Origin of the sequence: Aestuariivita sp. (assembly GCF_021404545.1) — a bacterium.
In the GTDB taxonomy this organism is placed as follows: domain Bacteria; phylum Pseudomonadota; class Alphaproteobacteria; order Rhodobacterales; family Rhodobacteraceae; genus Aestuariivita.
Genome location: NZ_JAAWWD010000060.1, coordinates 105,460 through 118,434, shown reverse-complemented (window position 1 = coordinate 118,434; position 12,975 = coordinate 105,460). Strand labels below are relative to the sequence as shown.

Sequence of the window (12,975 nt, the reverse complement as noted above, 5' to 3'; positions counted from 1 at the left end):
CCGTTATGCGGAAGTAGCCCTGGTTTGGGACTGAATGATGGCGCGGGAATGAAGCTTGGCGGGCATTTCCGGGCGGATTTCGCGTCGCTGCTCAGAGCAGGGTAAAGTGGTGTCGCTGGGTTTTCAGGCCCCGGGCCTGGCAGGCGGCCTCAAAGATCTTGTGCGGGGGCAACGCTTCATAGGGCAGGCGGATCCGCCGTTTATGGGCCGTCACCGCGCTGACCCGCACGGAAAAGTCCAGCCGCGTGTCGAACCGCATGTGATCGATCTCCGAAACCGGCATCTCGCCCTTGCCGCGCCCGCTCCACCATTCCAGCCGCTCTTCCGTCAGCCGCAGGCCCGAGCGGCGGTCAGACCACAGATCCCACAGCGCAGGCAGCGTCATCAGCGCCAGAAACGCCACGATCCACCAGGCGGCATCAATCAGGATAAATCCTGCCAGTAAAAGGACATAGACCACCGCCAGAGCGATCATCGTCTTGCGGCTTCGCCCCCTGGCCTCGAATGTAAACGGCTCTGCCATCAGCGCCCGCCGGTGACATCCAGCGTGGTGCCGGTGACATAGCTTGCGTGGTCCGACAGCAGCCACAGCACGGCTTGGGCCACCTCTGCCGCGTCGCCCTTGCGCCGCATCGGTACCGCCGGGGCAAGCCGGTCGGCGCGGTCCGGCTCTCCGCCCTTGGCGTGAATGCCGGTGTCGATAATCCCGGGCCTGACCGAAATGACGCGGATGCCATCGCCCGCCATCTCATCGCTGAGGCCCTTGGTAAACGTGTCGATGGCCGCCTTGGAGGCCGCATAATCGACATATTGATTGCCAGATCCCAGCCGTGCCGCCGCGGAAGAGACATTGACGATCACACCGCCCTTGCCCATGCGCAGCACCGCCTCCTTGGCGACCAGCATCGCACCGATGACATTGACATCGAACATCCGCCGCAGGCGGGCGTGATCCATCTCGGTCAGCCGCGCGCTGGGGGCCACGATGCCTGCATTGTTAATCAACCCGTCCAGGTGGGCGATATCCGCAAAGAGGGCCGCGATGGCGTCCGGCTCTGCGACGTCGAGCTGGTGCAGCGTCGTCTCGGCGCCAGCCGCGCGGGTCTGGCGCGCCACCGCCTCCGCGCCAGCGCGATCGGAGTTGTAGGTCAGCACCAGATCATAGCCGCGGGTCGCCGCAAGCCGTGCGCAGGCCGCACCAATGCCAGCGGAGGCGCCGGTGATCAGCAGGGATTTACGGCTCATCGCTTGGATCCTCCATCTGTGCCACCCAGTGCGCGCGCCAGCTCGGCGGGTCGTAGGGATCGGGCCAGTATTCGACCTGCTTTACGATATGGCCGCCCCGCACGGTATGGAAACTGATCACGGTGGCCACCGTTTCGCCATCGGTGACGGTCACATCGGTGACAACCTGGTCCCGCCCGGCAACGCAGCGGTTGAGCGTGAACCGCCATGGTCCCTTTGCGGGATAGGCCGTATTGAGGGCCGCGAAATTGGCGCGCCCTTCGATGACTTCGCCCGATTGCGGCCAAACACCCCGAAAATCGGGCGACAGCAGCAGGGACGCGGCCTGGAAATCATTTGTTCCCATGACCCGCCAAAACTCCGACACAAGATCGCGCGGCGCCGTTGTCATGCCGACAGGATCCGTCCGATCATCTCCCCGGTATCGCGCGACAGGCCATCCTGGCCCATGATCCGCTCCATCGCTTCGCGCATCATGCCCTGACGGTCGGCGTCATAGCGTTTCCAGGTCTGGAAGGCCTGGCACATCCGCGCGGTGGTCTGCGGATTGACCGGATCGAGCCGGATCAGCCAATCGGCCAGCAGGGCATAGCCCGCGCCATCGGCGGCGTGAAAACCCGCGTGGTTCATCGCCAGCGCGCCCAGGGTCGCGCGGAAGCGGTTGGGGTTTTTCCAGTTGAAATCTGGATGCGCGGTGAGCGTTTCGGTGATCCGCGCCGCGTCGCCTGGCTCGGCCTGCACGACCTGCATCATGAACCATTTGTCGATCACCAGCCGGTCGGTTTGCCATTGAGTATAGAACGCGCCCAGCTCGGCGGTGCCGCGTTTGGCCGACAGCACGCATCCCAGCGCCTGCAATTGCAGCGTCATGTTTGTGGCCTGGGCATATTGCGTGGCCGCCTGCGCGCCGCCATCGAGACGGCTGATCAGCGACAGCACCGCGCCGCCAAGCGCGCGTTTGCCCGATTGGTCCGCATCCGGGCGATAGGGCGCGTCCACATGCGCCTCGGCGTAAAGCCGCGGCAGCACGTCCTGACATTGCTGCGCCAGCGCCTGTTTCAGCGTCTCGGAGGCCTGCCAGATCGCCATCGGATCGGGCGTGCCTCCCGCCTGCGCGATGGAACCCGCCAGATCCGACTGCCCCGGCATGCCCAGCATCAGCGCGCGATAGGCCGGATCGAGCGTGTCGTCGCGCAGCACGGTGAGCATTCCATCCAGATAAGCGGGGTCGGGGGCCGCGCCTTGGGTCGCCATGTCGGTCAGCGTGGCCCGCGCCAGCGCGCGCCCGGCCTCCCACCGGTTGAAGGGGTCGGTGTCATGGGCCAGAAGAAACGCACGTTCCGCGCTGTCGCTGTCACGTTCCAGCACCACCGGCGCCGAGAAATCGCGCAGGATCGACGGTATGGGCTTTGCCGCCAGCCCCTCGAAGCGAAAGCTTTGGGAGACCTGCGTCATCTCCAGCATGGTGGTGGGCACCACCTCGTCGCCATTGGGGCCCAGAAGGCCCAGGTTGATCGGAATCACCTGCGGCTGCGGATCGGGCGTCGTGGCACTGGGCGGCAGCGTCTGGGTGACATGCAGCGTATAGGTGCCGTCCGCCCAGTCGTCGGTCACGCGCAGGCGCGGGGTGCCTGCCTGCGAATACCAGCGCTTGAACTGGGTCAGATCGCGGCCCGTGACATCCTCGAACACCGTCAGCCAATCCTCGATGGTGCAGGCCTGGCCGTCATGCCGCTGGAAATAGAGATCGAGCGCGCGGGCATAGGCGTCATCGCCCACCAGCCGCTTGAGCATCGCGATCACCTCGGCGCCTTTTTCATAAACCGTGGCGGTGTAGAAATTGTTGATCTCCTGGAAGCTTTCGGGCCGCACGGGATGCGCCAGCGGCCCCTGATCCTCGGGGAACTGGCGCGCGCGCAGATCAATCGCATCCTGGATCCGTTTGACCGGGGCCGAGCGCATGTCGGCGGTGAATTGCGCGTCGCGAAACACCGTCAGCCCCTCCTTCAGGCACAGCTGGAACCAGTCGCGGCAGGTGATGCGATTGCCGGTCCAGTTGTGAAAATACTCATGCGCGACAATCGCCTCGATCCGTTCGAAATTCATGTCCGTCGCGGTCTCGGGCGAGGCGAGCACAGCCGAGGAATTGAAGATATTGAGGCCCTTGTTTTCCATCGCGCCCATGTTGAAATCGTCGACCGCGACGATGTTGAATTCATCCAGATCGTATTCGCGGCCATAGACCTTTTCGTCCCAGGCCATGGATTTCTTCAGCGCCTCCATCGCAAAAGCGCATTTGTGCTCGTCACCGGGTCGCACCCAGATCGCCAGACGCACATGTTTGCCAGACAGGGTGGTAAAGCTGTCCTCGATCGACACCAGATTGCCGGCCACCAGCGCAAAGAGATAGGCGGGCTTGGGCCAGGGATCGTGCCAGGTGGCGTAATGCGTGCCGGGAGAGGCCGTGTCGCTGCCCATCCCCTCGCCATTGCCGTTCGACAAAAGCACTGGCATCTCGTCCTGGGGTGCGATCATGCGCACGGTAAATACCGCCATGACATCGGGCCGGTCGGGGTAATAGGTGATCTTGCGAAACCCCTCGGCCTCGCATTGGGTGCAATACATGCCGTTGGACATGTAAAGCCCTTCGAGCGCGGTGTTGGCTTGCGGGTTGATCTCCACCTCCGCCTCCCAGGTGAAGGGCGCGTCGGCGACGGTGCAGATCAGCCCTTCATCCGTGATCTCGGGCGTCACCTCGGCCCCGTCGATGGCCGCCCGGATCAGGGTGAGGTTTTCGCCATGCAGGAAAAACCGCCGGTCCGTGGTGGCCGGGTTGGGGCGAAAGGCGATACGGCTTTTGACACGGGTCGCGGTTGGGTGCAGCTCGAATGTCAGCTCGACGTTTTCAACCGCAAAGCCGAAAGGTTCATAGTCCTTGAGATAGATCGTTGTGGGGGCAGCGTCGCGCATCGGGGGCTCCGGTCTTTGGGGGTTGGGCAGACGGTAGGGCCATCGCAGCAGGGCTGCAAGCGGGGTTTCCATGGCCCGCGCGCCCGCTATGTCAGAGGCCATGACACGACCGGTTCTGCTGTGGTTCAAGAGAGATTTGCGGGTGGCCGATCACCCGGCGCTGGCGCATGCTGCGGCGCTGGGTCCGGTTCTGCCGGTCTATGTGGTTGAGCCGGAGTATTGGGCGCTTGAGGACGTATCGGGGCGTCAGTTCGCCTTTCTGCGGGAATGCGTGGCCGATCTGCGCGACCAGCTCGATGCGCTGGGCCTGACGCTCTGCCTGCGCGTGGGCAGCGCCGTCGATGTGCTTGAGGCGCTGCGCGCCCGGACCGGGGCGCAGCATCTGGTCAGCCACGAGGAAACCGGCAACGCCTGGACATTCGCCCGCGACCGCGCTGTGGCGCATTGGGCGCGGGGCCAGGGTGTGGTCTGGACCGAGCTGCCGCAATCGGGCGTGGTGCGCCGATTGCCCGGGCGCGATGGCTGGGCCGCGCGGCGCAACGCCTTTCTGCGCGCGTCTGTCGCCGAGGTTTCGGGCCTGCGCGCCGCTCCCGCCCAGCCCGGCGATGCCTGGCCGGATCTGCTGGCCGATGATTGCGCCGACCGCCAGCCCGGTGGGCGGACCGCGGCGCTGACGCTGTTGGAGAGTTTCCTGACAACCCGTGGGCAGGACTATCGCCGCGCGATGTCCTCACCCCTGACGGGGGAGGTCGCCTGTTCGCGCCTCTCGCCGCATCTGGCGCTGGGCACCGTGTCGGGACGCGAGGCGGCCCGGGCCACTGCCGCCCGCCAACGGGAGGTCAAAGGCACACGCGTGGGCTGGGGCGGGGCGTTCAAGAGCTTTCAGGCCCGGCTCGCCTGGCGCGATCATTTCATGCAAAAGCTCGAAGACGCGCCCGCGCTTGAACAGCGCTGCCTGCATTCAGCCTATCAGGATCTGCGTGGCGACGACCCCGCACGCCGGGCTGCGTGGGAGACCGGAGAGACCGGCGTGCCGTTCGTGGATGCCTGCATGCGGTATCTTGAGGCGACAGGCTGGCTGAATTTCCGAATGCGGTCGATGGTGATGTCTTTCGCTTCCTATCACCTGTGGCTCGACTGGCGGCAGACCGGGCTGCATCTGGCGCGCCGGTTCACTGACTATGAGCCGGGCATCCACTGGTCTCAGGTGCAGATGCAATCGGGCAGCACGGGCATGAACACCGTACGGATCTATAACCCCGTCAAACAGGGGCTGGATCAGGATCCGCAGGGCATCTTCACCCGCCGCTGGCTGCCTGAACTGGCGGCGGTGCCCGACATACTCCTGCAAGAACCCTGGCGCTGGGAGGGTGCTGCGCGCCTTGCCTACCGAGCCCCCATCGTCGATCTGGCCGAGGCCGCGCGCGCCGCGCGTCAGGCGATCTGGGCGGTGCGCAAGGGCGGTGCCTTCCGGGCCGAGGCCGCGCGGGTGATCGAAAAGCACGCCTCGCGCAAGGACCCACAGGGGCATTTCGTCAACGACCGCGCGCCGCGTGCCAAAGGCCGGGCCGACCCGCGCCAGCTGGGATTCGAGTTCTGATGGCCCGGATGCGGCGCAAGCCCGACCTGGCACAAAAGGACTGTGCCGCCTGTGGACGCCCGTTCGCTTGGCGCCGGAAATGGGCGAAGGTCTGGGACCAGGTCAAATACTGCTCTGACCGCTGCCGCCGCAGGCGCCATTGAAAAACACCGAGATTGGTCAAAAACTCTGACCGCGTCTGTTGCCTATAGGAAACTTTCGTTCTACCTAGCGCGCGGTATACAGCCGTACACGGGGCAAACAGGGAGCCGTCACATGAGCGAGCGTCAGATCATTGAGGGGCTGCAGGTGGCGCCCGAACTGGTGGATTTCATCGAGAACAAGGCGCTGCCGGGAACCGGTATCGCGTCCGGCAGGTTCTGGAGCGGGCTGTCGCGGATGGTGCATGAACTGGGGCCGGACAACCGGGCGCTGCTGGACAAACGTGCCGATCTGCAAGCCAAGATCGACGCCTGGCACATCGCGCATCGCGACCAGCCCCATGATCACACCGCCTATCGCGCCTTTCTGGAAGAGATCGGATATCTCTTGCCCGAAGGCCCTGCATTTGAGATCGAGACCGCCAATGTCGACCCTGAGATCGCGCAGGTTCCAGGACCCCAGCTTGTGGTGCCGATCACCAATGCGCGCTATGCGCTGAATGCGGCCAATGCCCGCTGGGGCAGTCTTTATGATGGGTTTTATGGCACCGATGCGATGGGCTCGGCCCCGCCCAAGGGCGGATATGACAAGGGCCGCGGCGCTCGGGTCGTGGCGCGCGCGCGGGTGTTTCTGGACGAGGCGTTCCCCATCGACGGGGGCAGCCATGCGGATGCGCGGCGGTACTACGTGCATGACGGCGCGCTTTTGATCGACGATATGCCATTGGCCGATCCCGCCAAATTCGTGGGCTTCACCGGACATCCCAAAGCGCCCGACGCGGTGCTCTTGCGCAATCACGGGCTGCATGTGGAGCTGGTCTTTGACCGCACGCACCCGATCGGCAGCCGCGATCAGGCGGGTCTGGCCGATGTGGTGATGGAAAGTGCCGTCTCGGCGATCATAGATTGCGAGGATTCGGTGGCCTGCGTCGATGCCGAAGACAAGGTGCTGGCCTATACCAACTGGCTGGGCCTGATGAAGGGCGACCTGAGCGAGACCTTCGAGAAGGCGGGCGAGACGCTGACGCGGCGGCTTAACGCGGATCGTGTCTATACCGCGCCCGACGGCGCAGAGGTCACGATCAAGGGCCGCGCCCTGATGCTGGTGCGTAATGTGGGCCATCTGATGACCAACCCGGCAATCCTGGACACTGACGGGGCCGAGGTATTCGAGGGTTTGATGGACGCCCTGGTCACCACCCTGATCGCGATGCACGATCTGGCGCGCGACAGCGGGAATTCGGTCACCGGCTCGGTCTATGTGGTCAAACCCAAGATGCACGGCCCCGAAGAGGTGGCCTTTGCCGACCGTATCTTTACGCTGGTCGAAGAGATCCTCGGGCTGCCGCGAAACACGGTCAAGCTGGGCATCATGGACGAAGAGCGGCGCACCTCGGTCAATCTCAAGGAATGTATCCGGGCAGCCAAGCACCGGGTGGCCTTCATCAATACCGGTTTCCTGGACCGGACCGGGGATGAAATCCACACCTCGATGGAGGCCGGGCCATTCAGCCGCAAGGACTTCATCAAGAGGAAATCCTGGATCACCGCCTATGAGAACCTGAACGTGGATATCGGGCTTGAATGCGGGTTGCAGGGCAAAGCGCAGATCGGCAAGGGCATGTGGGCCATGCCCGACCGGATGGCCGCCATGCTCGAACAGAAGATCGAGCATCCCAAGGCCGGCGCCAATTGCGCCTGGGTGCCCAGCCCGACGGCCGCGACGCTGCATGCGCTGCATTACCACCAGATCGATGTCTTTGCCGTCCAGGACGCGCTGAAGGCGACCGGTCGCCGTGCCCATGTGGATGGTATTCTGGGCATTCCGCTTGCCACGTTCCGCAAATGGACCGAGGCACAGATCCTGCGCGAGGTCGAAAACAACGCGCAAGGTATCCTAGGCTATGTCGTGCGCTGGATCGATCAGGGTGTGGGCTGCTCGAAGGTGCCGGATCTGAACGGAGTCGGTCTGATGGAAGACCGCGCGACTTGCCGTATCTCGGCCCAGCACATTGCCAACTGGCTGCATCACGGTGTGGTCAGTCGTGATCAGGCGATGGGCGCGATGAAGAAAATGGCCGAAGTGGTGGACAATCAGAACGCGGGCGATCCCGCCTATGTGCCGATGGCGCCCGGTTTCGATGGCGTTGCCTTCCGCGCCGCCTGCGATCTGGTGTTCGAGGGGCGTGTGCAGCCCTCGGGATATACCGAGCCGGTGCTGCATGCCCGGCGGTTGGAACTCAAAGCGTCCTGAACGCAACACAGCTTACATGTTACATGACCAGGGTTCTGGCGCGAGTATGGATTACCCTACTCGCGCCAGAATTGTTTTTCGCGGCCCTTTGCTGTACGCTTTAGCGGCGCAGATCCATTTTTTTCTGCGTCGCGGTGCGCCTGTCGCACCGGTTTTCAAAAGCAATTTTTAGGAGAAAGTCATGTCAATACGAGCAAAATCCGTCCCAGTGGACGAGGTGACGGCGCGGGCCAGAAAAGCCGCGGAACACGTGATTGCCGACCGGATCGAGGTCCTTGGCGGCGGTCGGGTCGAGATCGGCGTTTTTCCCGATATCGGCACGGTAGGGCTGATCTGGCGCGATATGGATCTGGACCGGCTTAACATGCGTGAGGTTTATGAGATGTCTGCCAAGATCACCGATGCGATGGGGCCTGTCGCCGAAGGCGCCAGTCCCACCGTCCAGATCTTCAAGGATTTCGGCACGATGGGTTACTTCCCCTCCGGGCCCATCCAGTTCGACACGCTCCGGTGAAACGCCCGCTGAGTTGCCCCTCGGCGCAGCCGGAGATGCCGGATGCACAGGTTTTGGGCGTGGTCGAGCGAGGGCCGGAGGGGCCTGAGCTTACCTATGTCAACGCCCATGTGCCGGTGACGCCGGATCTGCTGGAGGCCACCGGTGCCGTGCCACCGACGCATGTGCTGCGCTTTGCAGCGCCATGTGCCGAGAGCAAATGCACCCATTTCGAGGCAGGCAAATGCCAGCTTGCGGTGCGGATCGCCGATGGGTTGTCACCCCGTGTGGACAAGCTACCGCCCTGTGCGATCCGGCGGACCTGCCGGTGGTATGTGCAGGAAGGTGCCGCGGCCTGCCATCGTTGCCCGCAGGTGGTTACCCGCATGCAAGAGGCCGATCCAAGGATGCTGGAGATCGCGGGTCTGGCTCATCGCGATCGGGTTCCGGGCTGAAAAGCGGCGAGGGGGCGTTGCCTCCTCGCGCGCACCCAGATATCTGAACGCGACAACTGCCAACGGGAGCCGCAGAATGACGATTTCACTCAGAAAAGCACGCACGATTATCCGCAAAGCGCTGGAGAAGGGGCGTGAGATGGAGCTCAAACCGCTCTCGGTCGTGGTGCTGGATGCGGGCGGGCATGTGCAGGCGTTCGAGCGTGAGGACGGCGCGGCGCCGGGCCGGTTCGCGGTCGCCCATGGCAAGGCCTATGGATCGGTGATGCTGGGGCTGGCGGGCACCGCGCAGATGGCGCGCGCCGAAACCCAGGCCTATTTCATGGGCGCTGTGAACGGGCTTTTCGGTGGGCAGCTTGTCCCGGTGCCGGGGGGCGTTCTGCTGCGCGACAAGAAAGGTGTTGTGATTGGTGCCGTGGGCGTGACCGGCGACACATCGGACAATGACGCCGTCGCCGCAATGGCGGGGATCGAAGCGGCGGGCCTGATCGGAGAGATCTGAGCCGAGGATTGCGCGCCGCGCGACAGACAGATGGCGCGGCGCGGATCGAGACGGAGTATGCGCAGCGCGCCCGCCTGCTTGCCCGTGTGGCCGGGGGGGGAGCGCAGCGGATGGTGCGCGGGCCGGATCGTGCTGTTTTGAACACGCGCTCGGATCGGATCGCTGTTTGCGAATGGGGCGGCCAATCCGGCCCGATGTCCGGCAACGCATCCATCAACGCTTAAGTTACAGTTTTTGGGCAGGATGGGCAGGCGCACAGGGGCGTGTGCGCGCCCGCGCAGCTCACGTAGTTGCTGTTGGTGTATTGCGGCTCTATCTTTTCGCCAAGGGACACGATCACGGGGATACACATGGCGCGGCCTGTCGTCGGCATCATCAGCAATTCGCATCTGATCAACGATCAGTACGCCGTACATGCGGGTGGCACCATGAATTCACACGCGGTCGCAGAGGTGTCGGGCTGCGTGCCGATGCTGATCCCCTCAGATCCGCGCCTGACTTCGGTGCCCGAACTTCTTGAGGTTTGCGACGGCTTTGTCCTGACCGGCGGGCGGCCCAATGTGCATCCCGAGGAATATGGCGAGCCGCCGACCGAAGCGCATGGCGATTTCGACAGGGCGCGCGACGCGATCACATTGCCGCTGGTGCGGGCCTGTGTCGAAAGCGGGCAGCCGTTCCTGGGTATCTGCCGGGGGTTTCAAGAGGTCAACGTCGCCATGGGCGGCACGCTTTATCCGGAGATCCGCGATTTGCCGGGGCGGATGAACCACCGCATGCCGCCCGATGGCACGCTGGAAGAAAAGTTTGCGCTGCGCCACAAGGTGACCCTGTCCGAAGGCGGCGTGTTTCACCGCCTTTTCGGCGCCGCCGAGGTGATGACAAACACATTGCACGGTCAGGGGATCAAGACGCCGGGCGCGCGCATCGCGATTGATGGCTACGCCCCCGATGGCACACCCGAGGCGATCTATGTCGAGGGTGCGCCGGGCTTTACCCTATCGGTGCAGTGGCACCCGGAATGGGACGCGGCCAACGATCCGGTTTCACGGCCCTTGTTCGCCGCGTTCGGGGATGCGGTGCGCAGCTGGGCGGCGGGCGAACGTCCCGATATTCTCAAAGCCGCCGGGTAAAGGGCATATTGCCGGTCAGGCGACCAGCAACGGCGCCTCATGCTGACGCAGGCAGACCCGTGCGGTACGGCCGAAATCACCAAGATCGCACCGTAGATCCGGAAAGATCCTGAACAATTCGTCGCGTCCTTCATCGGTCACGGTTTCGAGAGCCGTATCGCCTGGATAAAAGCTCTCGGTGGGTATGCCATTGGCATAGATCACCTCGTGCCGGTCAAAAAGCAGGTGAATATAGGTCACGGTTTCACCGACCCGCAGGCGCACCGCAGGGCTCGACAGAAGATGCTTGGCCGCAACCAGAACCTCGCTTTCGCCGAACAGCATCTGCGCCCTGTAGCCTTCCCACAAGATCCGGTGCTGTTGCGAGACACGCAAGGGTGCCGTGGCGCCATCGATCAGCATCGGGTCGATCTCCACCGGCGCGAACCCGCCCGTTGCGGGCACCGTGCGTTGGCCCATCCAGCGCAGCGGCTGCGGGCCATGATCACGGGTCAGGATCAGATCGCCCGGTGCCAGCGTTTCGATCGGACGGAGCCCTGCAACCGTCAGGATCTGCGTGCCGGGCGTGAAGCAGATGATGTTCTCGATATTGCTGAAGGTCAGGAGCGTGCCGTCGATCAGCTCGACCGAGCCTGCCAGCTCACCCAGCTCATTGGTGGTCAGGTTCAGCGTGGTGCGATCCGCCTGACCGCCCAGATCCAGCGTGTCGCCGCCGGTCTCGTCATCCTCACCGCCGACAAGTGTGATCGTGCCGCTGCCGCTTTCGGCCAGATCGACGATGCGGAACAGATCGTCACCCGCGCCGCCCGACACGGTGTCGCCTTGCGCGATGTCAATCGTGTCGTTGCCTGCGCCGCCCTCGACGCTGTCGGATCCTTTCCCGCCGTCCAGAAGATCGTCACCGCCCTGACCGAAGATCGTGTCGTTGCCCTGATCGCCAGAGATCTGATCGTTGCCGTCGACTGGAACGACGTCGAAATAGACGTCGCTGATCCAGATCGCCTGGGTGCCGTCCAGCGCGTTCTCGTAAAGGATCTCGATGTCCGAGACCGGGCCCGCGATCTCGACCAGAACAGAGCCTTCCGCCTGAGCCTGGGTCTGCCCGCCATCGGCGGCTGTCACAACATTGCCGCTGACGGTGTCGTCTCCTTCGGCGGTAATCGTCACTTTGACCGGATCGCCATTCGCGTCTGTCGCGGTGATCGTCAGCACATCCCTGTGATTGCCGCCTGAATGATCGATATCGTTGATCCGAAAGACAACATTGGTGACCTCATCCTCGACCGACGGGTCCCCGGACGAGAAACCCAGACTGATCAGACCGGTCCCATCGTCGCCATCCCCGAACACATGAGCGCTTGAGTTGGGGTCGAAGGGCTCTCCGCTTTCGGTATAGATCCTGTCGCTGCTCTCGACCGTGAAGGTCGCGTTGTTGTTAAAACCCGGCTGATCGAATTCGACCGTGACGTTCATCAGGCCGGTATCCTGGGTGAAGGTGCCCGAGATATCCGCCTCGTCGCTGCCCTGGGAGGACCAGCTGAGATGTTCGGTTATGGCCGGGGCATCGTCAGGATCATCGCCAAAGAGCAGATCCCCGCCGCGGCCGCCGCTGATGGTGTCGTCTCCCAGCCCGCCATAGACGGTGTCCTGGCCCGCGCCGGAGGAGATGTCGTCGTCACCCTGATTGCCAAAGACCAGGTCGGCATTGGCGCCGCCGGTGGTCCCTTCATCGACCTGATCGCCGTCGGTATCGGTGAAGGTCCCGTCGATGACATCGTCCTCATCGGTGCCGTCAACGATGTTGATCGCCGCATAGTCCGGCGCGGTGATGACTTGCGCCGTGTCCAGCCGGTCGACCTCGCCGAAGTCCGGAACGAAATAGACCTGGCCGTCTGTGGCCAGGAAATAGGTCCCGGGCTCCTGCTCGTTGGAAAAATTGTTGCCGCCGTCGCGCCCTGTGAATTCCCATTCACCGCGGCCCAACTCTTCGGCGCTGTCAAAATCCGTCCATGGATCACTGATAAGATCGGATGATCCCAGCGCGTTATTCGCACCCAGATCAACCAGATATCCCACTGGCATACGCTCTATCCTCATTACCGTCGCACGATGGTCCGAGGGTTCGGATCCTCTGCGATCATATCCGGGCCTATGGTGCCCGGTTCCCTGTCTTATAAAATGGCAAG

At 63.7% G+C, this 12,975-nt stretch carries 13 protein-coding genes; 8 read left to right on the top strand and 5 right to left on the bottom strand.

Going from position 1 to position 12,975, the window contains the following annotated elements; genetic code table 11:
• Positions 1 to 91: 91 nt before the first annotated feature.
• The 4 genes from HEP69_RS18220 to pepN are packed head-to-tail and all read right to left on the bottom strand — an operon-like array spanning position 92 to position 4,215.
• Positions 92 to 523, bottom strand: coding sequence for a hypothetical protein (locus tag HEP69_RS18220; RefSeq protein ID WP_290559920.1), 432 nt, complete (start codon positions 521 to 523; stop codon positions 92 to 94).
• Positions 523 to 1,245 (bottom strand): SDR family oxidoreductase, encoded by a 723-nt coding sequence (locus tag HEP69_RS18215; protein WP_290559919.1) that lies wholly within the window; start codon positions 1,243 to 1,245, stop codon positions 523 to 525. Before HEP69_RS18215 ends, HEP69_RS18220 begins: the two co-directional genes overlap by 1 nt.
• Complete coding sequence (locus HEP69_RS18210; protein WP_290559918.1) at positions 1,235 to 1,636, bottom strand: nuclear transport factor 2 family protein; 402 nt, start codon at positions 1,634 to 1,636, stop codon at positions 1,235 to 1,237. Before HEP69_RS18210 ends, HEP69_RS18215 begins: the two co-directional genes overlap by 11 nt.
• Positions 1,633 to 4,215 (bottom strand): aminopeptidase N, encoded by a 2,583-nt coding sequence (gene pepN / locus HEP69_RS18205; RefSeq protein WP_290559917.1) that lies wholly within the window; start codon positions 4,213 to 4,215, stop codon positions 1,633 to 1,635. The genes HEP69_RS18210 and pepN overlap by 4 nt, the downstream gene beginning before the upstream one ends.
• A 100-nt stretch (positions 4,216 to 4,315) precedes the next feature.
• Between pepN and HEP69_RS18200 the strand changes: the two genes are divergently transcribed.
• The 8 genes from HEP69_RS18200 (at position 4,316) to HEP69_RS18165 (ending at position 10,789) form a co-directional block, all read left to right on the top strand.
• Positions 4,316 to 5,815, top strand: a complete 1,500-nt coding sequence (locus HEP69_RS18200) for an FAD-binding domain-containing protein (RefSeq protein ID WP_290559916.1) — start codon at positions 4,316 to 4,318, stop codon at positions 5,813 to 5,815.
• On the top strand, positions 5,815 to 5,958 hold the full coding sequence (locus tag HEP69_RS18195) for a DUF2256 domain-containing protein (RefSeq protein WP_290559915.1): 144 nt from the start codon (positions 5,815 to 5,817) through the stop codon (positions 5,956 to 5,958). Before HEP69_RS18200 ends, HEP69_RS18195 begins: the two co-directional genes overlap by 1 nt.
• A 112-nt stretch (positions 5,959 to 6,070) precedes the next feature.
• A complete protein-coding gene (locus tag HEP69_RS18190; protein WP_290559914.1) occupies positions 6,071 to 8,209 on the top strand; it encodes a malate synthase G in 2,139 nt (712 codons plus the stop codon).
• Positions 8,210 to 8,390: 181 nt separating this feature from the next.
• Positions 8,391 to 8,723, top strand: coding sequence for a hypothetical protein (locus HEP69_RS18185; RefSeq protein WP_290559913.1), 333 nt, complete (start codon positions 8,391 to 8,393; stop codon positions 8,721 to 8,723).
• Between the two features lie 35 nt (positions 8,724 to 8,758).
• Positions 8,759 to 9,157 (top strand): hypothetical protein, encoded by a 399-nt coding sequence (locus HEP69_RS18180; protein WP_290559912.1) that lies wholly within the window; start codon positions 8,759 to 8,761, stop codon positions 9,155 to 9,157.
• A 76-nt stretch (positions 9,158 to 9,233) separates the two neighbouring features.
• The gene (locus HEP69_RS18175; RefSeq protein WP_290559911.1) at positions 9,234 to 9,659 is read left to right on the top strand and encodes a heme-binding protein; all 426 of its coding nucleotides are present in this window, start codon (positions 9,234 to 9,236) and stop codon (positions 9,657 to 9,659) included.
• Positions 9,660 to 9,667: 8 nt separating this feature from the next.
• Entirely contained in the window at positions 9,668 to 9,883 is a 216-nt protein-coding gene (locus HEP69_RS18170; RefSeq protein ID WP_290559910.1) for a hypothetical protein, read from the top strand.
• Positions 9,884 to 10,009: 126 nt separating this feature from the next.
• Positions 10,010 to 10,789, top strand: coding sequence for a gamma-glutamyl-gamma-aminobutyrate hydrolase family protein (locus HEP69_RS18165; RefSeq protein ID WP_290559909.1), 780 nt, complete (start codon positions 10,010 to 10,012; stop codon positions 10,787 to 10,789).
• Between the two features lie 15 nt (positions 10,790 to 10,804).
• On the opposite strand, the gene HEP69_RS18160 is transcribed toward HEP69_RS18165, so the two are convergent.
• Positions 10,805 to 12,871, bottom strand: a complete 2,067-nt coding sequence (locus HEP69_RS18160) for a Hint domain-containing protein (RefSeq protein WP_290559908.1) — start codon at positions 12,869 to 12,871, stop codon at positions 10,805 to 10,807.
• Positions 12,872 to 12,975 lie beyond the last annotated feature (104 nt).

Bases quoted from the DNA above. Each gene is read 5' to 3' on its own strand.
- HEP69_RS18180 (WP_290559912.1), top strand. From the start codon at position 8,759: ATGCCGGATGCACAGGTTTTGGGCGTGGTCGAGCGAGGGCCGGAGGGG.
- HEP69_RS18215 (WP_290559919.1), bottom strand. From the start codon at position 1,245: ATGAGCCGTAAATCCCTGCTGATCACCGGCGCCTCCGCTGGCATTGGT.
- HEP69_RS18185 (WP_290559913.1), top strand. From the start codon at position 8,391: ATGTCAATACGAGCAAAATCCGTCCCAGTGGACGAGGTGACGGCGCGG.
- pepN (WP_290559917.1), bottom strand. From the start codon at position 4,215: ATGCGCGACGCTGCCCCCACAACGATCTATCTCAAGGACTATGAACCT.
- HEP69_RS18210 (WP_290559918.1), bottom strand. From the start codon at position 1,636: ATGACAACGGCGCCGCGCGATCTTGTGTCGGAGTTTTGGCGGGTCATG.
- HEP69_RS18220 (WP_290559920.1), bottom strand. From the start codon at position 523: ATGGCAGAGCCGTTTACATTCGAGGCCAGGGGGCGAAGCCGCAAGACG.
- HEP69_RS18195 (WP_290559915.1), top strand. From the start codon at position 5,815: ATGGCCCGGATGCGGCGCAAGCCCGACCTGGCACAAAAGGACTGTGCC.
- HEP69_RS18175 (WP_290559911.1), top strand. From the start codon at position 9,234: ATGACGATTTCACTCAGAAAAGCACGCACGATTATCCGCAAAGCGCTG.
- HEP69_RS18200 (WP_290559916.1), top strand. From the start codon at position 4,316: ATGACACGACCGGTTCTGCTGTGGTTCAAGAGAGATTTGCGGGTGGCC.
- HEP69_RS18190 (WP_290559914.1), top strand. From the start codon at position 6,071: ATGAGCGAGCGTCAGATCATTGAGGGGCTGCAGGTGGCGCCCGAACTG.
- HEP69_RS18165 (WP_290559909.1), top strand. From the start codon at position 10,010: ATGGCGCGGCCTGTCGTCGGCATCATCAGCAATTCGCATCTGATCAAC.
- HEP69_RS18160 (WP_290559908.1), bottom strand. From the start codon at position 12,871: ATGCCAGTGGGATATCTGGTTGATCTGGGTGCGAATAACGCGCTGGGA.